Raw genomic sequence first — 20,894 nt, forward strand, 5'->3', positions numbered from 1 at the left:
CCCGCTCCGACCTGGGGTTTTGGGCCCTCTTTACCCTTCTCTTTACCTTCTCTTGGTTCTTCGGGTAGTCTTTTGCGTGCGGAGGGGAGTACTCCCCATGCGCGGCGTACCCGTCAGTACGGACGGATCAAGGACATCCGGTCCCGGGGCGTCGGCCCGGCGGTCGCGCGAGCGGCCCCGGGTGGAAGAGACCTCCGGCAGCGACGACGCTGATCAGTAGCCGTACGAAGCCGGAGGCGCAGTGGACGTTTCGATGACCATCTGGGTGCTGACCATTCTCGGTCTGTGCGCCCTCATCGCGGTCGACTTCTTCATCGGGCGCAAGCCCCATGAGGTGTCGATCAAGGAAGCCGGGATCTGGACGGTCGTCTGGATCGTGCTGGCGGTGCTCTTCGGCATCGGCGTCACGATCTGGGGCGGCGGCCAGGCGGGCGGCGAGTTCTTCGCCGGCTTCATCACGGAGAAGTCGCTCAGCGTCGACAACCTCTTCGTCTTCATCCTGATCATGGCGAAGTTCTCCGTGCCGACCCACCTCCAGCAGCGGGTGCTGCTGTTCGGCGTGCTCATCGCCCTCGTCCTGCGGGCGATCTTCATCGCGGCGGGCGCCGCGATCATCGCCAGCTTCTCCTGGGTCTTCTACCTCTTCGGCGCCTTCCTCATCTACACCGCCTGGAAGCTCGTCAAGGAGGCCATGGCGGACGAGGAGGAGGACGACTGGGACGAGAACCGCCTGCTGAAGTCCATCGAGAAGAAGTTCGGCGTCGCGGACCGCTACCACGGCACCAAGCTCTTCATCGTGCAGAGCGGCAAGAAGGTCATGACGCCGCTCCTGGTCGTCATGCTCGCCATCGGCATGACCGACGTGCTGTTCGCGATGGACTCGATCCCCGCGATCTTCGGCCTCACCCAGGACCCGTACATCGTCTTCACCGCGAACGCCTTCGCGCTGATGGGTCTGCGCCAGCTGTACTTCCTCATCGGCGGCCTGCTCAAGAAGCTGGTCCACCTCAGCTACGGCCTGTCGGTGATCCTCGGCTTCATCGGCGTCAAGCTGGTCCTGCACGCGATGCACGAGTCCGGCCTGCACGTGCCGGAGATCTCCATCCCGGTCTCCCTGGCCGTCATCTGCGGCGTGCTGGTCCTCACCACCGTCACCAGCCTGATCGCCTCCAAGCGGCAGTCCGAGAAGGCGGCGCTGGAAGCCGCCGAGAAGGACAGCGGGAAGAGCAGCGAGAAGGACGGCGTGGAGGCCTGAGGCTCCGCCCCCTTTCGTACGACGGCCGGTCCGGGAGCCCCCGGGCCGGCCGCCGCCGTCCGCACCCCGGCCCGTCAGGCGGGCGCGGCCTCCGCCGCCTCCTCGGGGCGGCGCTCCGGCAGGGTCTCCGGCAGCAGCGCGAAGCAGCCCAGGCTCACCAGGGCCACCACCGTCAGATAGGCCGCCACCCCCCACGGCGGGCCCGAACCGCCCTCCGAGAGCGCGGTGGCCACGATCGGCGTCAGGGCGCCGCCGAGCACCCCGGCCAGGTTGTAGCCCACCGCCGCGCCCGTGCAGCGCACCCGGGGCTCGTACAGCTCCGGCAGGTACGCGGCGACCACCGAGAACATCGTGATGAAGGCGAGCAGCGCGCCCAGGAGGCCCAGGAACATCAGCAGCGGCTGCCGGGTGTGCAGCAGCGCCACCATCGGGAACATCCACAGCGCGGCCCCCGCGCACCCCGCCAGACAGAGCGGCCTGCGCCCCCAGCGGTCGCCCAGCAGCGCCAGGAAGGGCGTCGCGGCGCCCTTCACCGCCACCGCCGCCATCACGCACACCAGCATCACCGTGCTGCTCACCCCGAGCCGCTCGGTGCCGTAGGCCAGGGCCCAGGTGGAGACCGTGTAGAAGATCGCGTACCCCACGGCGAGGGCCCCGGCGGTCAGCATCACCAGCCGCCAGTGGCCGCGCGCGACCTCGGCGAGCGGGGCGTTCGCCCGCTGCCCGGCCGCGGACAGCTCCTCGAACTGCGGGGTCTCCGCGAGCGAGGAGCGCAGCAGCAGTCCGGCGGCGGCGAGCACCCCCGCCGCCCAGAACGGCACCCGCCAGCCCCAGGACCGGAAGTCGGCGTCGCTCAGTCCGGCGGTGAGGGCGAGCATCACGCCGTTCGCCAGGAGGAAGCCGACCGCCGGGCCGATCTGCGGGAAGCTCGCCCACAGCGCGCGGCGGTGCGGCGGGGCGTGCTCGGCGGTCAGCAGCACCGCCCCGCCCCACTCGCCGCCCAGCCCGAGGCCCTGGAGGAAGCGCAGCAGGAGCAGCAGCAGGGGAGCGGCGACGCCGATCGCGTCGTACGTGGGGACGCAGCCGACCGCGACGGTGGCGCAGCCGGTGAGCAGCAGCGAGGCGAAGAGCACCGGCCGGCGCCCGTGCCGGTCCCCGACGTGCCCGAAGAGGACCGAGCCCAGGGGGCGGGAGAGGAAGCCGACGGCGAAGGTGCCGAAGGCGGCGAGGGTCCCCGCGAGCGGGGAGAAGGTCGGGAAGAAGAGCGGCCCCAGGACGAGGGCGGCGGCCGTCCCGTACACGAAGAAGTCGAAGAACTCGATGGCGGTGCCGACGAGCGAGGCGGCGGCGAGCCGGGGCATCGAGGGCGTGCTGCGGGCCGTCGGCGGCGACGGAGCGTGACTGTGGCGCATGTGGCGCCAACTACCCGGCCGCCGCCCTGGTTACGGGGGCGTGCGGGAGCGCCCCGGTCCGCGTCGGCGCCGCCCCGCACGCCGGGACCGGCCCGGACCTGCGTACGGCTCCGGCCCGGACTTGCGTACGGCTCCGGCCCGGACCGGAGGCGGCCCCGGCTCGGGCCGTGGTACGGCTCCGGCGCGGCGGGGATCGGGTCGGGGTCCGGGGTCACCGGGAGTGACTTCGGGCCGGGAGCCGCCCGGGACGGGGCACCCGGACGGGGAGCACGGGGGACGACCGCGAGGCCGCCGCCCCGGACGCCCCCGGGGTCACCAGCCGCGCTCGCGCCACTCCGGCAGGTGGGGGCGCTCGTCGCCGAGGGCGGTGTCCTTGCCGTGGCCGGGGTAGACCCAGGTCTCGTCGGGGAGGACGGCGAAGAGCTTGGTCTCCACGTCGTGCAGGAGGATGGCGAACGCCTCCGGGTCCTTCCAGGTGTTGCCGACGCCGCCGGGGAAGAGGCAGTCGCCGGTGAAGAGGTGCGGGTGGCCGTGCGGGTCGTCGTAGACCAGCGCGATCGAGCCGGGGGTGTGCCCCACGAGGCGGCGGGCGGTCAGCACGACCTCGCCCACGCGGATCGTGTCGCCGTCCTCGACCGGGACGTCGGTGGCCACCGGGATGCCCTCCGCGTCGTACGCGCCCGCGTACGTGGTGGCGCCGGTGGCGGCGACGACCTCGGCCAGGGCCTGCCAGTGGTCGCCGTGCCGGTGGGTGGTGACGACGGCGGTGATGCCGTCGTCACCGATCAGCGTGAGCAGGGTCTCCGCGTCGTTGGCCGCGTCGATCAGCAGCTGCTCGCCGGTGGCCCGGCAGCGCAGCAGATACGCGTTGTTGTCCATCGGGCCGACCGCGACCTTGGAGATCATCAGGTCCTTCAGCTCGTGGACGTCGGCCGGACCGCCCACCCTCACCGCTCCGCTGTACGTCATGGCCTCAGACTAGCCCCGCCCACCGACAGCGGGCCCGGGAAGGACGTCCTACAGCGGCGGGAGCTGGGGGAGCGGGCCGCCCTCGGTCTTCAGGGCGGAGCCGTCGCGGCGGCCGGCGAGCCAGCCGAGGAGCTCGGCCGCGGGGCCGGAGACGCCCACGGGGCCGCCCTCGGCGCCGCCCCCGGTGGTCCACGTCCGGCCGTCGTCGGCGCGGAGGGCGGTGGAGGGGACGTCCGGGTGCCCGGCGAACCGCTCCGCGAGGAAGTCGATCTCGCGTCCGACGAACTCCTCCGGGAGGTCCTCCAGCTCGTAGCCGCAGCCGAGGTCCACGTGGTGCAGGGCCACCTCGACCCAGCGGCGGAACGGGACCCGGGAGGCGCTGTCGGTGACGCCGTTGCGCAGCTCGACGGTCCGGTCCCAGTCGCCGGGCGCCGCGGTCGCCGCGCGGAAGCGCTCGTCCGTCGCGCGCACGTCGGCGAGCTGGACGTCGAGGGGGCGGGGGGCGTCGCGCTCGATGTCCGCGTCGCGGGCCTCGGCGCTCGCGTACATGGGCCGGCCCTCGAAGACGTTCACCAGTGCCTCGGCGTTCCGGGCCAGGTGGGCGAGGACGTGGCCACGCGTCCAGCCGGGAAGCCGTGACGGCTCGGCGACGGCGGCGTTGTCCCAGGAGGCGGCGTCGTGCAGCAGCCGCTCGGTGGCTTCGCGCAGGGAAGCGAGGTCGCGCTCGTGGTCGATCATGGCGCCGACCCTAGCGCCGCCCACTCGTTCGGGTGAAGTGGGCGGCAGACCGCCGGAAATCGAATGTACGTGCTATAGGCTCGAAGAGGAGCGACCGACACCGCGGAAGCATCCGGCATCCTTGGCTGTTGAGTGCTTACGGGTGTTCACACCCCGCTCTCCCATCCGCTCTCTCAAGAAAGGTGCGGACCGGCGTGGCCGACCGTCTCATCGTCCGTGGCGCGCGCGAGCACAACCTGAAGAACGTCTCGCTCGACCTGCCCCGTGACTCCCTCATCGTCTTCACCGGACTCTCGGGGTCGGGCAAGTCCTCCCTCGCGTTCGACACGATCTTCGCCGAGGGGCAGCGCCGGTACGTCGAGTCGCTCTCCTCGTACGCCCGGCAGTTCCTCGGCCAGATGGACAAGCCGGACGTGGACTTCATCGAAGGTCTCTCGCCCGCCGTCTCCATCGACCAGAAGTCGACCTCGCGCAATCCGCGCTCCACGGTCGGCACCATCACCGAGGTCTACGACTACCTCCGCCTCCTCTTCGCCCGCATCGGCAAGCCGCACTGCCCCGAGTGCCACCGGCCGATCTCCCGCCAGTCGCCGCAGGCCATCGTCGACAAGGTCCTGGAGCTGCCCGAGGGCAGCCGCTTCCAGGTGCTCTCCCCGCTGGTGCGCGAGCGCAAGGGCGAGTTCGTCGACCTCTTCGCCGACCTCCAGACCAAGGGCTACAGCCGCGCCCGGGTCGACGGGGCGACGATCCAGCTCAGCGAGCCGCCGACGCTGAAGAAGCAGGAGAAGCACACCATCGAGGTGGTCATCGACCGCCTCACCGTGAAGGACAGCGCCAAGCGCCGCCTCACCGACTCCGTCGAGACCGCCCTCGGGCTCTCCGGGGGCATGGTCGTGCTCGACTTCGTCGACCTCCCGGAGGACGACCCCGAGCGCGAGAAGATGTACTCGGAGCACCTCTACTGCCCGTACGACGACCTCTCCTTCGAGGAGCTGGAGCCCCGCTCCTTCTCCTTCAACTCGCCCTTCGGCGCCTGCCCCGACTGCACCGGCATCGGCACTCGCATGGAGGTCGACCCCGAGCTGGTCGTCCCCGACGAGGACAAGTCCCTCGACGAGGGCGCCATCCACCCCTGGTCCCACGGCCACACCAAGGAGTACTTCGGCCGGATGATCGACGGGCTCTCCCAGGCCCTCGGCTTCCGCACCGACATCCCCTACGCGGGCCTCCCGCAGCGGGCCAAGAAGGCCCTCATGCACGGCCACAAGACCCAGATCGAGGTCCGCTACCGGAACAGGTACGGCCGCGAGCGCGCCTGGACCAGCCCCGCCTTCGAGGGCGCCGTCTCCTTCGTGAAGCGGCGCCACAGCGAGGCCGAGAGCGACTCCAGCCGGGAGCGCTTCGAGGGCTACATGCGCGAGGTGCCCTGCCCCACCTGCCACGGCACCCGGCTCAAGCCGATCGTGCTCGCGGTCACCGTGATGGAGAAGTCCATCGCCGAGGTCTCCGCCATGTCCATCAGCGACTGCGCCGAGTTCCTCTCCCGCCTGACGCTCAACGCCCGCGACCGGCAGATCGCCGAGCGGGTCCTCAAGGAGGTCAACGAGCGGCTGCGGTTCCTCGTCGACGTCGGCCTCGACTACCTCTCGCTGAACCGCGCGGCCGGCACCCTCTCCGGCGGCGAGGCCCAGCGCATCCGCCTCGCCACCCAGATCGGCTCCGGCCTCGTCGGCGTGCTCTACGTCCTGGACGAGCCGTCCATCGGCCTCCACCAGCGCGACAACCACCGCCTGATCGAGACCCTGGTCCGCCTCCGCGACATGGGCAACACGCTCATCGTCGTCGAGCACGACGAGGACACCATCAAGGTCGCCGACTGGGTCGTCGACATCGGCCCCGGCGCCGGCGAGCACGGCGGCAAGGTCGTCCACTCCGGCACCTTGAAGGAGCTCCTGGCCAACGAGGAGTCGATGACCGGGCAGTACCTGTCCGGCCGCCGGGCGATCGGCACCCCGGACGTCCGCCGCCCCGTCGATCCGGGCCGGCTGCTCACCGTCCACGGCGCCCGCGAGAACAACCTGCGGGACATCGACGTCTCCTTCCCGCTGGGCGTCCTCACCGCCGTCACCGGAGTCTCCGGCTCCGGCAAGTCGACGCTGGTCAACGACATCCTCTACACCCACCTGGCGCGCGAGCTGAACGGCGCCAAGACGGTGCCTGGACGGCACACGCGCGTGGAGGGCGACGACCTCGTCGACAAGGTCGTGCACGTCGACCAGTCGCCGATCGGACGCACCCCGCGCTCCAACCCGGCGACGTACACCGGCGTCTTCGACCACGTCCGCAAGCTCTTCGCGGAGACGATGGAGGCGAAGGTCCGGGGCTACCTGCCCGGCCGCTTCTCCTTCAACGTCAAGGGCGGCCGCTGCGAGAACTGCTCCGGCGACGGCACGATCAAGATCGAGATGAACTTCCTCCCGGACGTGTACGTGCCGTGCGAGGTCTGCCACGGGGCCCGGTACAACCGGGAGACCCTGGAGGTCCACTACAAGGGCAAGTCCATCGCCGAGGTCCTGGACATGCCGATCGAGGAGGCCCTGGGCTTCTTCGAGGCCGTGCCCACGATCGCCCGCCACCTGCGGACGCTCAACGAGGTCGGGCTCGGGTACGTCCGGCTCGGGCAGTCCGCGCCGACCCTCTCCGGCGGCGAGGCGCAGCGCGTCAAGCTCGCCTCCGAGCTCCAGAAGAGGTCGACCGGACGCACGGTCTACGTCCTGGACGAGCCGACCACCGGTCTCCACTTCGAGGACATCTCGAAGCTGATCAAGGTGCTGTCGGGCCTCGTCGACAAGGGCAACTCGGTGATCGTCATCGAGCACAACCTCGACGTCATCAAGACCGCCGACTGGATCATCGACATGGGCCCCGAGGGCGGCAGCGGCGGCGGCGTGGTCGTCGCCGAGGGCACCCCCGAGGAGGTCGCCTCGGAGCCCGCCAGCCACACCGGCAAGTTCCTCCGCGAGATCCTCGGCCCGGACCGGATCAGCGACGCGGGCGCGCCCGCGCCGCGCGGCACGGCCGCGAAGAAGGCCCCCGCCAGGAAGGCGGCCGCCACGAAGAAGACGGCGGCCAAGACGACGGCCAAGACGGCGGCCGTGAAGAAGACGGCGGCGAAGAAGACGACCGCCGTGAAGAAGACGGCCGCCAAGACGGCGAAGGCCACGCCGGCCAGGAAGACGGCGGCGTCCCGCACCCGCGAGGCGTGACGCCACCGCCGGGCCGACCGCGCTCCCGAGAGGGCGCGGACGGCCCGGCGGCGCGTCCGGCCGACCGCGCGGGGGAGCCGCCGGGCCCGGACGAAACCGTGGGAAACGGCGCGGGTATCGTCGAACCAGACCACCGTCCCCCGCCCCCGTGGAGAGCGATCATGTCCGGCCAGTCCACCCGCCGCACCGTCCTGAAGGGTGCCGCTCTCGCCGGTGCCGCCGGGCTGGGAGTCGCCGCCTGCTCCACCGATTCCAAGCTGGGCCACGCCGGCGTGCCGACGCCGACCGCGCCGGTCGCCCTCGGCTCGCCGGACGAGGTCCCGGTCGGCGGGTCCAAGCTCTACCGCGAGCAGCGGCTGGTCGTGAGCTGCCCGGCCGAGGGACAGTACAAGGCGTTCAGCGCCCAGTGCACCCACGCCGGCTGCGTCCTCGACAAGGTCGAGGAGAACGAGGGCAACTGCCCCTGCCACGGCAGCCGCTTCGACGTCACCACCGGCAAGGCCCTCAAGGGCCCCGCCACCGTCCCGCTCCCCGAGGTCGAGATCCGCGTCGAGGGCGGCGAGCTGGTCGCGGGCCCGAAGGCCGCGCCCTCCGCCTGACCCGCCCCGCCTGCCCCCCCACTCGCCTGGCCCCACTCGCCCGGCCCCACTCGCCCGGCCCGTCCCACTCGGCCGGCCCGCCCTGCCCGCCTCATCCGCCCCGCGTCGCCCGCCAGGCCCGGCGGAGCCGCCCACCCCGGCTCCGCCTCACTCCCAGTCCCAGTCGATCCCCAGGATCCCGGGACGCACCCCCTGCTCCACCAGGTGCACCGTGCGGTGCCGGCCGCCGAGCGTCAGCTCCGTGCGGCCCCCGCGCGGCGCGCCCGCCGACGCCTGGGCGAAGCGCCGGCAGCGCACCGGCAGGGCCGCGTCGTCGAAGGCGACCTGGAGCACGTACTGCCCGCCCGCGAAGCTGAAGCCCCGCAGGTACTCGCCGCTCGGACCGGCCGTCCCGTCCTCGAAGCCGTACGAGAACAGGTGCGTGTCGCCGGCCCGCAGCCGCGCGTCGAAGAGCAGTTCGGCAACCAGCACCCCCGTGGCGGCGTGCCGGCGCACCCGCCCCGTGCGGCAGTTCTCCACCGCGCGCACGCGCACGCGCGCCGGGTCGCAGCCCGGATCGCCGTGGTGGATGGCGAGGTACCGGTCGACGCCGTCCCGGTGCGCCCGCACCACGTGCTGCGACTCGCGGCCCACCAGTTCCCGCCCGGCCCCGATCCGCACCCGCTCGTGGTGCCCCACCGTGTGCAGCCCGCCGTCCACCGGTGACTCCAGCTCCGCGAAGAGCTCCTCCACCGCGCCCGACGCCTCCACCAGCGAGCGGTACGAGCGGCTCGCCGGGCGCTCCGCCCCCTCCCGGGCCACCGCGTCCTCCGAGAGGAGCCGCAGCAGCGAGTTCCCGGGCAGCTGGAGCACCTCCTCCAGGGCCCGGACCGCCTTCAGCGACTCCGGCCGCTGCGGCCGCCTGGCGCCCTGCTGCCAGTAGCTCAGCGAGGTCACCCCGACCCGGACCCCCCGGTGGGCGAGGTGGTGCTGCACCCGCTGGAGCGGCAGCCCGCGCACGGCGAGCGCGGTGCGCAGGGCCAGGTGGAAGGGGCCGGTGTGCAGCAGCTGCACCAGATCGGCCTCGGTGTGGCTCACACGGGCTCCTCGGTGAACGTTCACGCCCGGGGCACGGACCGCCGCGGCCCGGACGGCGGGCGGGCAGGTGGACGACGGGCGCGCGTTCACACCCGCGCCACACCGTTCACAGCCCGATGTCACCCCGCATTGAAGCGTGTTGACCCGCTTCCGACAACGACCGATGCTCCAAGCGGTGTCCGGACGCCACCTCCACCCCCCACCCATCCCCACACCCCCCGCACTGGGAGGAACCCCATGCGCAGACGATTCCCCGACGCGAAGAGGAGCCTCGTGGCGTTCGCCGCCGCCGCCCTCCTCCTCGTCCCCTCCGCGGCCACGGCGTCCGCCGCACCGGCCCCCGCTCCCGCCCCCGCTTCCGTCTCCCGCGCCGCCGCCGACGGGACCGCCGTCCTCGCCGCCAAGCGCCTGAACATCACCATGCAGGCCCAGCAGAAGACCAACTGGTGCTGGGCGGCCGCCGGGAACACCATCGCCACCTGGTACGGCCGCGGCTACAGCCAGAACCAGTTCTGCAACGCCGCCTTCCAGCGCCAGCAGGGCTACGAGTGCCCCAACTCGCAGGCCACCCTCGGCAACGTCCAGACCGGCCTCGCCTGGGCGGGCGTCAGCCCCGGCTCGTACGTCGACGGCTGGCTGCGCTACTCCACCGTCCAGACCGAGATCAACGCCGGCCGGCCGGTCGAGACCCGCATCCAGTGGTCGAGCGGCGGCGGGCACATGCACGTGCTGTACGGCTACGACGACGCGAACGGCTGGGTCTACTGGGGCGACCCCTGGCCTTCCAGCAACCGCTACAACTGGGCCTCCCACGCGTGGTACGTCAACAACGGGTCCTTCTCCTGGACCCACTCGCTCTACCGGATCGGGGCGTGACCACGTGACCACGAAGACCAAGGCCCTCACGACCGGAGCCGCCGCGGCGCTCCTCGCCCTCGGCGCCGTCGTCCCGGCGGCGGCCTCCGGGCCCGCCGATCCCCTGCCGGCCGCGCCCACCGCCGAGCGGGCCGCCGCCGCGCCCGAGACCCTGGAGACCCTGGGCCGCTTCTTCGCCCGCGACGGGGAGCTCGCCCGCACCGCCGCCGGGCCCCGGATATCCGGCGCGTCCGTCCCGGTGCGGATCCTGTCCCCGGACTTCGTCGCCGGCCGGGCGGGCGCGCCCGTGGCCCGCGAGGAGTTCCGGGCCAGCCTCGCCGTCGCCGCGGACGGCCGGAAGGCGTCCCTGTGGACGGCGAAGGGTCCCGGCGGCTGGCAGGTGGTGAACATCGCCACCGGCGACGACGAGGTCCGCTACGCGCGCGAAGGGGCCGGGAAGCTCCCCGGCGGCCTCGTCTTCCGCGAACCGCAGATCGACGCCTGGTACGTCCAGAAGGGCACGAAGGTGCTGCCCCTCGACGAGGACGCGGTGAAGGCCGTCGGGCAGCACGGCACCACCCTCGCCGCCTACCGGGCGCGGGTCGCCCGCGCCTACGGCGACAAGCTCCCCGGCTCCGCCTACGCCCACAAGGGCGCGGCGGGCGGCTACGCCCCCGGCACGGACCCCCGGGCCGCGCCGGAGCCCCGGCGGCAGGCGTCGGCGGCGGGCGGCCCCCGCCACCAGCCGGCGGCGGCCACCGCCGCCTCCACGGTCGCCGCCTTCGGCGCCGCGGCCGCTCTGGCCCTGATCGGCGCCGCGGCCCTCCGCCGCCGCGCCGCCGCGCGCCGCACCCCCCGTCCCTGACCCACCGGCCCCTCCCACCGGCCCTTCCCCCATCCCTCCCGCCGCCCGGCCCACGAGGCCGCCGGCCCGCCCGGCCCGGACCGCCCACGAGGCGGCCCGGGCCGGCCGGCGGGGTCCCGGCGCGCACCCTCCGTGTCGGTGCGCGCCAGTAGGGTGGGGACCATGGCCGACCCCTCCAGCTACCGCCCCGCACCGGGGCAGATCCCCGATTCGCCGGGCGTCTACAAGTTCCGGGACGAGCACCGGCGGGTGATCTACGTCGGGAAGGCGAAGTCCCTCCGGCAGCGGCTGGCGAACTACTTCCAGCCGCTCGTGAACCTGCACCCGCGGACCGCCACCATGGTGACCACGGCCGCCTCCGTGGAGTGGACCGTCGTCTCGACCGAGGTCGAGGCGCTCCAGCTGGAGTACTCCTGGATCAAGGAGTACGACCCCCGGTTCAACGTGAAGTACCGGGACGACAAGAGCTACCCCTACCTCGCGGTGACGCTGAACGAGGAGTTCCCCCGCGTCCAGGTCCTGCGCGGCCACAAGAAGAAGGGCGTGCGGTACTTCGGGCCGTACGCGCACGCGTGGGCGATCCGCGAGACCGTCGACCTGATGCTGCGGGTCTTCCCCGTGCGGACCTGCTCGGCCGGCGTCTTCCGGAACGCGGCCGCCGCCGGCCGCCCCTGCCTCCTCGGCTACATCGGCAAGTGCTCGGCGCCCTGCGTCGGCCGGGTCACCCCCGAGGAGCACCGGGAACTGGCCGAGGACTTCTGCGACTTCATGGCCGGCCGCACCGGCACGTACATCCGCCGCCTGGAGAAGGGGATGGCGGAGGCCGCCGAGGAGATGGAGTACGAGAAGGCCGCCCGGCTCCGCGACGACATCGAGGCCCTGCGCCGCGCCATGGAGAAGAGCGCGGTCGTCCTCGCCGACGCCACCGACGCCGACCTCGTCGCCCTCGCGGAGGACGAGCTGGAGGCCGCCGTCCAGATCTTCCACGTCCGCGGCGGGCGCGTCCGCGGCCAGCGCGGCTGGGTCACCGACAAGGTCGAGGCCGTCGACACCGCCGGACTCGTCGAGCACGCCCTCCAGCAGCTGTACGGCGAGGAGAGCGGCGACGCCGTGCCCAAGGAGGTCCTGGTCCCGGCCCTCCCCGAGGACGCCGAGGCCGTCGCCCAGTGGCTGTCCGGCCGCCGCGGGTCCCAGGTCTCCCTGCGGATCCCGCAGCGCGGCGACAAGAAGGACCTCATGGCGACCGTCGCCCGCAACGCCCAGCAGGCGCTCGTCCTGCACAAGACCAAGCGGGCCGGCGACCTCACCACCCGCTCCCGGGCCCTGGAGGAGATCGCCGAGGCCCTGGACCTCGACTCGGCGCCGCTGCGCATCGAGTGCTTCGACGTCTCCCACCTCCAGGGCGAGGACGTCGTCGCCTCCATGGTCGTCTTCGAGGACGGGCTGCCCCGCAAGAGCGAGTACCGCCGCTTCCAGATCAAGTCCTTCGAGGGCCAGGACGACGTCCGCTCCATGCACGAGGTGATCGGCCGCCGCTTCCGGCGCTACCTCGCCGAGAAGGAGCGGACGGGGGAGTGGGGCGAGGACGGCGAGGTCGCCGTCGACGAGGCGGGCGACGAGGGCCGCCCCAAGCGCTTCGCCTACCCGCCGCAGCTCGTCGTCGTCGACGGCGGACAGCCGCAGGTCGCCGCCGCCCGCCGTGCCCTGGACGAGCTGGGCATCGACGACATCGCCGTCTGCGGGCTCGCCAAGCGCCTGGAGGAGGTGTGGCTGCCCGGCGAGGACGACCCGGTGGTGCTGCCCCGCTCCAGCGAGGGCCTCTACCTCCTCCAGCGGGTGCGTGACACGGCTCACGACTTCGCCATCCGCTACCAGCGGTCCAAGCGCACCAAGCGGCTCCGGAGCAGCCCCCTCGACGACGTCCCCGGCCTCGGCGACACGCGCAAGCAGGCCCTGATCAAGCACTTCGGCTCGGTGAAGCGGCTCAGACAGGCGACAATCGAGCAGATCTGTGAGGTCCCCGGCTTCGGCCGGAAGACCGCGGAGGCGGTCGCCGTGGCCCTGGCGCGGGCGACTCCCGCCGCACCCGCCGTGAACACGGCCACAGGAGAGATCATGGAGGACGACGGGGACGGCACCGCATGACCGGGTGCCGCCCCGGCGGAGCACACCGACGGCACGCCGCGCGCCCCACGCGCGGCGCGCACCCCACGCAGGACACGGCCACACGCACGACGGGCACCACGAGCACGGCGGGCACCACCGAGAAGACGGAGCAGGACACGTGAGTACGGGCACGAAGGAGACCGCGGGCGACAACGGCGCCGAGGCGGCCATCCCCGAGCTGGTGATCATCTCCGGCATGTCCGGGGCCGGCCGGTCCACCGCGGCGAAGTGTCTGGAGGACCTCGGCTGGTTCGTCGTGGACAACCTGCCGCCCGCGCTGATCCCCACCATGGTGGAGCTCGGCGCCCGCTCCCAGGGCAACGTCGCCCGGATCGCGGTCGTCGTCGACGTCCGCGGCCGCCAGTTCTTCGACGCCCTGCGGGAGTCCCTCGCCGACCTCGACGCCAAGCAGGTCACCCGCCGGATCGTCTTCCTTGAGTCCTCCGACGAGGCCCTGGTCCGCCGCTTCGAGTCGGTCCGCCGCCCCCACCCCCTCCAGGGCGACGGCCGCATCGTCGACGGCATCGCCGCCGAGCGCGACCTGCTGCGCGAGCTGCGCGGCGACGCCGACCTGGTCATCGACACCTCCAGCCTCAACGTGCACGAACTGCGCGCCAAGATGGACGCCCAGTTCGCCGGCGAGGAGGAGCCCGAGCTGCGGGCCACCGTCATGTCCTTCGGCTTCAAGTACGGCCTGCCGGTCGACGCCGACCTCGTCGTCGACATGCGCTTCCTGCCCAACCCGCACTGGGTCCCCGAGCTGCGCCCGTACACCGGCCTCAACGAGGAGGTCGCCAACTACGTCTACAACCAGCCCGGCGCCAAGGAGTTCCTGGACCGCTACACCGAGCTGCTCCAGCTGATCGCCGCCGGCTACCGCCGCGAGGGCAAGCGGTACGTGACCATCGCCGTCGGCTGCACCGGAGGCAAGCACCGCTCCGTGGCCACCGCCGAGAAGCTCGCCGCCCGCATCGCCGCCGAGGGCGTGGAGACGGTGGTCGTCCACCGCGACATGGGGCGCGAGTGAAGCCGTACCGCCGGCGCTCCTCCTCCACCCTCTCGGTGCGGCGGACGCTCCGCAGACGCGGCGCCCAGCCGAAGGTCGTCGCCCTCGGCGGCGGCATGGGCCTCTCCGCCTCCCTCGCCGCCCTGCGGCGGATCACCGGCGACCTCACCGCCGTCGTCACCGTCGCCGACGACGGGGGCTCCAGCGGCCGGCTCCGCGAGGAGCTCGGCGTGCTGCCCCCCGGCGACCTCCGCAAGGCGCTCGCCGCGCTCTGCGGCGACGACGACTGGGGCCAGACCTGGGCCCGGGTCATCCAGCACCGGTTCCGGTCGAAGGGCGAGATGGGCGGCCACGCCGTCGGCAACCTGCTGATCGTCGCCCTCTGGGAGCAGCTCGGCGGCGACCCCGTGCAGGCCCTCGACCTGGTCGGCCGGCTCCTCGGCGCCCAGGGCCGGGTGCTGCCCATGTCCGCCGTGCCGCTGGAGCTCCAGGCCCTGGTCCGGGGGCACGACCCGGAGCGCCCGGACGACGTGGACACCGTGCGCGGCCAGGCCACCGTGGCGCTCACCCCGGGCGAGGTGCAGTCCGTCCACCTGGTGCCGCACGACCCGCCGGCCGTGCCGGAGGCCGTCGAGGCGGTCCTCGACGCGGACTGGGTGGTCCTCGGCCCCGGCTCCTGGTTCTCCTCGGTGATCCCGCACCTCCTCGTGCCCGAACTCCTCGACGCGCTGGTCGAGACCAAGGCCCGCAAGGTGCTCTCGCTGAACCTCGCGCCCCAGCCGGGAGAAACAGAGGGCTTCTCCCCGCAGCGTCATTTGGAGGTTTTGGGACGACACGCCCCTAAACTCGCCCTGGACGTGGTGCTGGCCGACGAGGCCGCCGTGCCCGACGTGTCAGCCAGGGAGCCCCTCGTCGACGCCGCCAAGCGGCTCGGCGCCGCGCTCGAGCTGGCGCCGGTGGCCCGCGCCGACGGCTCTCCGAAGCACGACCCGGAGCGCCTGGCCGCCGCGTACGACCGTATTTTTCGGATGCATGGAAGGATCGGCCCATGGCGATGACGGCAGCGGTGAAGGACGAGATCTCCCGGCTCCCCGTCACCCGGACCTGCTGCAGGAAGTCGGAGGTCTCGTCGATCCTGCGGTTCGCGGGCGGTCTGCACCTGGTGAGCGGCCGGATCGTGATCGAGGCGGAGCTCGACACGGCGATGGCGGCCCGGCGGCTCAAGCGGGACATCCTGGAGATCTTCGGGCACAGCTCGGAACTGATCGTGATGGCCCCCGGCGGGCTGCGCCGGGGCTCCCGCTTCGTGGTGCGGGTGGTGGCCGGCGGCGACCAGCTGGCCCGGCAGACGGGCCTGGTCGACGGCCGGGGCCGCCCCATCCGGGGCCTCCCGCCGCAGGTCGTGTCCGGGGCCACCTGTGACGCCGAGGCGGCCTGGCGGGGTGCCTTCCTCGCCCACGGCTCGCTGACCGAGCCCGGCCGCTCCTCCTCCCTGGAGGTCACCTGCCCCGGGCCGGAGGCCGCGCTCGCCCTCGTCGGCGCCGCCCGCCGGCTCTCCATCGCGGCCAAGGCCCGCGAGGTCCGCGGCGTGGACCGGGTCGTGGTCCGCGACGGCGACGCGATCGGCGCCCTGCTGACCCGGCTCGGCGCCCACGAGTCGGTGCTGGCCTGGGAGGAGCGGCGGATGCGCCGCGAGGTCCGCGCCACCGCCAACCGGCTGGCCAACTTCGACGACGCCAACCTGCGCCGCTCGGCCCGCGCCGCCGTCGCCGCCGGGGCCCGGGTGCAGCGCGCCCTGGAGATCCTGGGCGAGGAGGTGCCCGAGCACCTCGCCGCGGCCGGCCGGCTGCGCATGGAGCACAAGCAGGCGTCCCTGGAGGAGCTGGGCGCCCTCGCCGACCCGCCGCTCACCAAGGACGCGGTGGCCGGCCGGATCCGCCGGCTGCTCGCCATGGCCGACAAGAGGGCGCAGGACCTGGGCATCCCCGGCACCGAGTCGAACCTGACGGAGGAGCTGGACGAGAGCCTGGTCGGCTGACCCGCCGCTCCCGTCCGCCCGCGCGCACGGCCCCCGCCCCACCAGGGACGGGGGCCGTTCCCGTACGGAGCGATCCCGGCCCCCGGACGCCGTACCACGGCGGGCACCCCGGACTCCGCACGAAATGCACCCCTGGCTCCGTACGGAGGGGAAGCCCGGGCGCCGTACGGAGGGAACCCCGGGCTCCGTACGGGGAAGCCCAGGGCCCCCGGCCGGAGGGAATCCCGGAATCCGCCGGGAGGAACCATGAACTCCGGCCGCACGCACACTTTCTGATGGTCGGACAGGTTTCGTGATCCCGGACTCCCGCCGCGCGAGGCGCCCTTGACAGGGCCATGGGCGCCCAAGAGCCTGGCCTCCGTTCACCTCCGTGACGGATCACACCAAGGGGGACTTCATGAGACGAAGGGCGCGCGCCATCCTCGCCGCCGCTTCACTGCTGATCGCCGGACTCGCGGCGGCACCCGCCGCCGGGGCCCGGCCGGCGGACCCGGAGGGCGGCGACGGCCTCTCCGTATGGCGGGCCACGGTCACCGAGGAGCAGGTGCCGCTCCTCCTCGACGCCGGGGCCGACGGCACCGAACTCACCGAGCAGGTGCCCGCCCGGGGCACCGCCACCGTCGAGCTGTACCTCACCGAGGGGCAGGCCGGCACGCTGCGCGCCCAAGGCGTCGCCCTCGCCGAGCACGACCCCGGCCCGGCCGCCGCCCGCCGCGCGGCCGCCGCGGGAGACGGCGTCTTCCGCCCCTACAGCGGCCCCGGCGGCCTCAAGGAGGAGATCTTCCGCACCGCCGCCGAGCACCCCGCCCTCACCAAGGTCGTCTCCCTCGGCAAGACCCTCAAGGGCCAGGACATCCTCGCGGTCAAGGTCAGCAAGGGCGCCCGGAAGGCGAAGGACGGCAGCAGGCCGGCCACGCTGTACGTCTCCAACCAGCACGCCCGCGAGTGGATCACCCCGGAGATGACGCGGCGGCTGCTCCACCACTACCTCGACAACTACGGCACCGACGAGCGGATCACCCGGATCGTCGACTCCACCGAGCTGTGGTTCGTGCTCTCCGCCAACCCCGACGGCTACGACTTCACCCACGCCGACCCGGACAACCGCCAGTGGCGCAAGAACCTCCGCGACAACGACGGCGACGGCCGGATCACCGCCGGCGACGGCGTCGACCTCAACCGGAACTTCGCCCACAAGTGGGGCTACGACGACGAGGGTTCGTCCCCCGACCCCGCCGACGAGACCTTCCGCGGCAAGGCCCCCATGTCCGAGCCGGAGACCCGCGCCCTGGACGCCTTCCAGAAGCGCATCGGCTTCCGGTACGGCGTCAACTACCACTCCGCCGCCCAGCTGCTGCTGTACGGCGTCGGCTGGCAGGTCGCCACCGGCACCCCCGATGACATCGCCCTCAGGGCGCTCGCCGGCACCCCCGAGAAGTCCGCGGTCCCCGGCTACCGGCCGCAGGTCTCCTCCGAGCTGTACATCACCAACGGCGAGGCCGACGGACACGCCGCCAACGTCAACGGCACGCAGATGTTCACCCCGGAGATGTCCACCTGCGCCACCGCCTCCCGCGTCGACCCGAACGACGCCTGGGAGCCCGCCGACTGCGCCTCCGTCTTCACCTTCCCCGACGACGAGAAGCTGATCCAGGCCGAGTTCGCCAAGAACGTCCCCTTCGCGCTCGCCGTCGCCGAGTCCGCCCTGCGCCCCGACGACCCGGTCTCCCCGGTCGGCGCCCCGGCCCCGGCGCTCGTCCCCGACGCCTTCACCACCTCCTACGCCACCGCCGGCGAGGCGCAGGAGGTCGCGGTCACCGCCCGCAGGTCGCTGCGCGCCAAGACCCTCCAGTACCGCGTCAACGGCGGCCGCACCCAGCGCGCCGGCGTCGAGGCGTGGGAGGGCGGCGAGACCTACGGCGGCGAGGACAACCTGTACTACGACCAGTACCGCGGCGAGGTGCGCGGCGCCCGCCCCGGAGACTCCGTCGAGGTCTGGTTCACCGGCCGCGGCCGCGACGGCAGGACCACCGCCACCACCCCCTTCACGTACCGGGTCGCGGACCGCGCCCGCGGCGACGTCCTCGTCCTCGCCGAGGAGGGCGGGACGACCGCCTCCCGCAACGCCGGCACCTACGTGACGGCGCTCGACGCCACCGGTCGCCGGGCCGCGGTCTGGGACGTCGCGACCCAGGGAGTCCCGCACGCCCTCGGCGTCCTCTCCCACTTCCGCACCGTCGTCTGGCACACCGGCGCCGAACGCCCCTCCGGAGCCGTCCAGCTCGCCGTCCGCTCCTACCTCAACGAGGGCGGCAAGCTCCTCAACGCCGGCGAGAAGACCGGCGGGCTCACCCGGATCGGCCGGGCCGAGACCAACGACTTCGCCCAGTACTGGCTCGGCGCCTACCACCGGGCCGGCCTGGACGCCCCGCCCTCCTTCGCAGGAGCGGGCCGTCTCGCCGGCGCGGGCACCGCCCTCGGCGCCGCCGAGGGCAACCCGCTCGACAACGCCGGGGCCTACACCGTCACCTCCGACACCCTCGACCCGGAGCGCTTCCCGCAGTTCGCCTCCAGCGCCCCGGCCGGCGACTACCCGGGCCTGCGCACCCCCTTCGAACCGGCGGAGGGCACCTCCTTCGCCGCCGTCCGGCACGCCGACGACACCTGGGCGCGGCTCACCAGGACCGTCGACCTCACCGGCACCACCGCCGCCGACGCGCCCCGGCTCGACCTCCAGATCAGCCACGACACCGAGCCCGGCTACGACAACGTCGTGATCGAGGCCCGCACCGCGGGCCAGGACGACTGGACCACCCTGCCGGACCGCAACGGCGGGACCACCCAGGAACCGCCCGCCGACTGCGGCGAGGGCTACTACCTCGCCTCCCACCCGGCCCTCGCCCGCTACCTCACCCTCGGCGGGGACGGCTGCGCGCCCACCGGCACCACCGGCTCCTGGAACGCCTTCACCGGCCCCTCCAACGGCTGGCGGCAGGCGTCCGTGGACCTCGCCGCCTGGGCGGGCAGGCAGGTCGAGCTCTCCGTCTCGTACGTCTCCGACCCCGGGAGCGGCGAGACCGGCGTCTTCGTCGACGACGTCCGGCTCGTCACCGCGGCCGGCACCGAGCGCGAGGGCTTCGAGAGCTCGCTGGGCGCCTGGACGGTGCCCGGCGCCCCGGCCGGCAGCCCCGGCAACACCGTCGACTGGGTCCGCTCGCCGGCCCTCTTCCACTCCGTCGCCGCCGTCACCACCCGTGACACGGTCCTCCTCGGCTTCGGACTGGAGCACGTCGGATCCGCGGCGGAGCGGCAGCGGCTCCTCGACCGGGCCCTCACCGCACTCCGCCGCTGACGGAGCGTAGTGGGGCCGAAGGTCCCGAGGCGGCCCGTACCCGTTGGCGGGTACGGGCCGTCGGCCGTTCCGGGCCCTTTCCGCCGTCACTTTCCGGGCTCGAACGGCTCCGCTCGATGTCACTCCGGCGGCCCGGGAGAGGTAGGGTCGTAAGCGGTCGGGGACATCCCAAAAAAAATCAAGATCTAGCCGGTGTGACATATCACCCGGCATTCCTAACGAGGAGATCGGTTCGTGACGATCCGCGTAGGCATCAACGGCTTTGGCCGTATCGGTCGCAACTACTTCCGCGCGCTCCTTGAGCAGGGTGCCGACATCGAGGTCGTGGCCGTCAACGACCTGGGCGACACCGCGACCACGGCCCACCTGCTGAAGTACGACACCATCCTGGGCCGCCTCAAGGCCGAGGTCTCCCACACCGCCGACACCATCACCGTCGACGGGCACACCATCAAGGTCCTGTCCGAGCGCGACCCGGCCGACATCCCGTGGGGCGACCTGGGCGTCGACATCGTCATCGAGTCGACCGGCATCTTCACCAAGCGCGAGGACGCCGCCAAGCACCTCGCCGGCGGCGCCAAGAAGGTCCTCATCTCGGCTCCGGCCAAGGACGAGGACATCACCATCGTGATGGGCGTCAACCAGAACGAGTACGACCCGGCGAACCACGACGTCATCTCGAACGCGTCCTGCACCACCAACTGCGTCGCCCCGATGGCCAAGGTCCTCGACGAGAACTTCGGCATCGTCCGCGGTCTCATGACCACGGTCCACGCCTACACCAACGACCAGCGCATCCTGGACTTCCCGCACAAGGACCTGCGCCGCGCCCGCGCCGCCGCGGAGAACATCATCCCGACCACGACCGGTGCCGCCAAGGCCACCGCCCTGGTCCTCCCGCAGCTCAAGGGCAAGCTGGACGGCATGGCCATCCGCGTCCCGGTCCCGACCGGCTCGGTCACCGACCTGGTCGTGGAGCTCTCCCGCGAGGTCACCAAGGACGAGGTCAACGCGGTCTTCAAGAAGGCCGCCGACGGCGAGCTGAAGGGCATCCTCTACTACACCGAGGACCCGATCGTCTCCTCCGACATCGTGAGCGACCCGGCCTCCTGCACCTTCGACTCGTCGCTGACGATGGTCCAGGACGGCAACTCGGTCAAGGTCCTCGGCTGGTACGACAACGAGTGGGGCTACTCCAACCGTCTCGTCGACCTGACCACCTTCGTCGGCGACCAGCTCTGACGTACTAGGGTTCCCCAGGGCAGGGCTTTCGATGTGAGCAGGGCTCGGGCAGCG

Annotated in this window: 15 protein-coding genes; 11 read left to right on the plus strand and 4 right to left on the minus strand. The window is 72.8% G+C overall.

Annotated elements, in window-relative coordinates:
- The first annotated feature begins 253 nt into the window (after nucleotides 1–253).
- Nucleotides 254–1,255, plus strand: a complete 1,002-nt coding sequence (locus IE326_RS29740) for a TerC family protein (protein ID WP_150227631.1) — start codon at nucleotides 254–256, stop codon at nucleotides 1,253–1,255.
- A gap of 74 nt (nucleotides 1,256–1,329) precedes the next feature.
- On the opposite strand, the gene IE326_RS29745 is transcribed toward IE326_RS29740, so the two are convergent.
- The 3 genes from IE326_RS29745 to IE326_RS29755 form a co-directional block, all read right to left on the minus strand.
- Entirely contained in the window at nucleotides 1,330–2,616 is a 1,287-nt protein-coding gene (locus tag IE326_RS29745; protein WP_190044248.1) for an MFS transporter, read from the minus strand.
- Nucleotides 2,617–2,979: 363 nt separating this feature from the next.
- Nucleotides 2,980–3,636 (minus strand): MBL fold metallo-hydrolase, encoded by a 657-nt coding sequence (locus tag IE326_RS29750; protein ID WP_190043804.1) that lies wholly within the window; start codon nucleotides 3,634–3,636, stop codon nucleotides 2,980–2,982.
- Between the two features lie 48 nt (nucleotides 3,637–3,684).
- A complete protein-coding gene (locus tag IE326_RS29755; RefSeq protein ID WP_190043805.1) occupies nucleotides 3,685–4,374 on the minus strand; it encodes a maleylpyruvate isomerase family mycothiol-dependent enzyme in 690 nt (229 codons plus the stop codon).
- Nucleotides 4,375–4,568: 194 nt separating this feature from the next.
- Between IE326_RS29755 and uvrA the strand changes: the two genes are divergently transcribed.
- A complete protein-coding gene (gene uvrA / locus IE326_RS29760; RefSeq protein WP_190043806.1) occupies nucleotides 4,569–7,640 on the plus strand; it encodes an excinuclease ABC subunit UvrA in 3,072 nt (1,023 codons plus the stop codon).
- A gap of 161 nt (nucleotides 7,641–7,801) precedes the next feature.
- Entirely contained in the window at nucleotides 7,802–8,239 is a 438-nt protein-coding gene (locus tag IE326_RS29765; RefSeq protein WP_190043807.1) for a Rieske (2Fe-2S) protein, read from the plus strand.
- Between the two features lie 147 nt (nucleotides 8,240–8,386).
- On the opposite strand, the gene IE326_RS29770 is transcribed toward IE326_RS29765, so the two are convergent.
- The gene (locus tag IE326_RS29770; RefSeq protein WP_150227625.1) at nucleotides 8,387–9,316 is read right to left on the minus strand and encodes a hypothetical protein; all 930 of its coding nucleotides are present in this window, start codon (nucleotides 9,314–9,316) and stop codon (nucleotides 8,387–8,389) included.
- A gap of 237 nt (nucleotides 9,317–9,553) precedes the next feature.
- On the opposite strand from IE326_RS29770, the gene IE326_RS29775 reads away from it, so the two are divergent.
- The 8 genes from IE326_RS29775 (at nucleotide 9,554) to gap (ending at nucleotide 20,840) form a co-directional block, all read left to right on the plus strand.
- Nucleotides 9,554–10,192 (plus strand): papain-like cysteine protease family protein, encoded by a 639-nt coding sequence (locus tag IE326_RS29775; RefSeq protein ID WP_190043808.1) that lies wholly within the window; start codon nucleotides 9,554–9,556, stop codon nucleotides 10,190–10,192.
- 4 nt (nucleotides 10,193–10,196) lie between these two features.
- Entirely contained in the window at nucleotides 10,197–11,036 is an 840-nt protein-coding gene (locus tag IE326_RS29780) for a hypothetical protein (protein ID WP_190043809.1), read from the plus strand.
- A gap of 162 nt (nucleotides 11,037–11,198) precedes the next feature.
- Nucleotides 11,199–13,181, plus strand: a complete 1,983-nt coding sequence (gene uvrC, locus IE326_RS29785; protein WP_190043810.1) for an excinuclease ABC subunit UvrC — start codon at nucleotides 11,199–11,201, stop codon at nucleotides 13,179–13,181.
- A 4-nt stretch (nucleotides 13,182–13,185) separates the two neighbouring features.
- A complete protein-coding gene (rapZ, locus tag IE326_RS29790) occupies nucleotides 13,186–14,229 on the plus strand; it encodes an RNase adapter RapZ (RefSeq protein WP_373310306.1) in 1,044 nt (347 codons plus the stop codon).
- Nucleotides 14,226–15,266 (plus strand): gluconeogenesis factor YvcK family protein, encoded by a 1,041-nt coding sequence (locus IE326_RS29795; RefSeq protein ID WP_150227621.1) that lies wholly within the window; start codon nucleotides 14,226–14,228, stop codon nucleotides 15,264–15,266. The genes rapZ and IE326_RS29795 overlap by 4 nt, the downstream gene beginning before the upstream one ends.
- Nucleotides 15,257–16,246: a DNA-binding protein WhiA gene (gene whiA, locus IE326_RS29800; protein ID WP_030746080.1), complete on the plus strand. Its 990-nt coding sequence runs from the start codon at nucleotides 15,257–15,259 to the stop codon at nucleotides 16,244–16,246. The genes IE326_RS29795 and whiA overlap by 10 nt, the downstream gene beginning before the upstream one ends.
- A gap of 397 nt (nucleotides 16,247–16,643) precedes the next feature.
- Entirely contained in the window at nucleotides 16,644–19,598 is a 2,955-nt protein-coding gene (locus IE326_RS29805; protein ID WP_190043811.1) for a M14 family metallopeptidase, read from the plus strand.
- Between the two features lie 234 nt (nucleotides 19,599–19,832).
- Entirely contained in the window at nucleotides 19,833–20,840 is a 1,008-nt protein-coding gene (gene gap, locus IE326_RS29810) for a type I glyceraldehyde-3-phosphate dehydrogenase (protein WP_150227619.1), read from the plus strand.
- Nucleotides 20,841–20,894 lie beyond the last annotated feature (54 nt).

The organism is Streptomyces filamentosus (genome assembly GCF_014654895.1).
In the GTDB taxonomy this organism is placed as follows: domain Bacteria; phylum Actinomycetota; class Actinomycetes; order Streptomycetales; family Streptomycetaceae; genus Streptomyces; species Streptomyces filamentosus.

Bases quoted from the DNA above. Each gene is read 5' to 3' on its own strand.
- IE326_RS29740 (WP_150227631.1), top strand. From the start codon at position 254: ATGACCATCTGGGTGCTGACCATTCTCGGTCTGTGCGCCCTCATCGCG.
- IE326_RS29745 (WP_190044248.1), bottom strand. From the start codon at position 2,616: ATGCCCCGGCTCGCCGCCGCCTCGCTCGTCGGCACCGCCATCGAGTTC.
- IE326_RS29750 (WP_190043804.1), bottom strand. From the start codon at position 3,636: ATGACGTACAGCGGAGCGGTGAGGGTGGGCGGTCCGGCCGACGTCCAC.
- IE326_RS29755 (WP_190043805.1), bottom strand. From the start codon at position 4,374: ATGATCGACCACGAGCGCGACCTCGCTTCCCTGCGCGAAGCCACCGAG.
- IE326_RS29765 (WP_190043807.1), top strand. From the start codon at position 7,802: ATGTCCGGCCAGTCCACCCGCCGCACCGTCCTGAAGGGTGCCGCTCTC.
- IE326_RS29775 (WP_190043808.1), top strand. From the start codon at position 9,554: ATGCGCAGACGATTCCCCGACGCGAAGAGGAGCCTCGTGGCGTTCGCC.
- uvrC (WP_190043810.1), top strand. From the start codon at position 11,199: ATGGCCGACCCCTCCAGCTACCGCCCCGCACCGGGGCAGATCCCCGAT.
- whiA (WP_030746080.1), top strand. From the start codon at position 15,257: ATGGCGATGACGGCAGCGGTGAAGGACGAGATCTCCCGGCTCCCCGTC.
- IE326_RS29805 (WP_190043811.1), top strand. From the start codon at position 16,644: ATGAGACGAAGGGCGCGCGCCATCCTCGCCGCCGCTTCACTGCTGATC.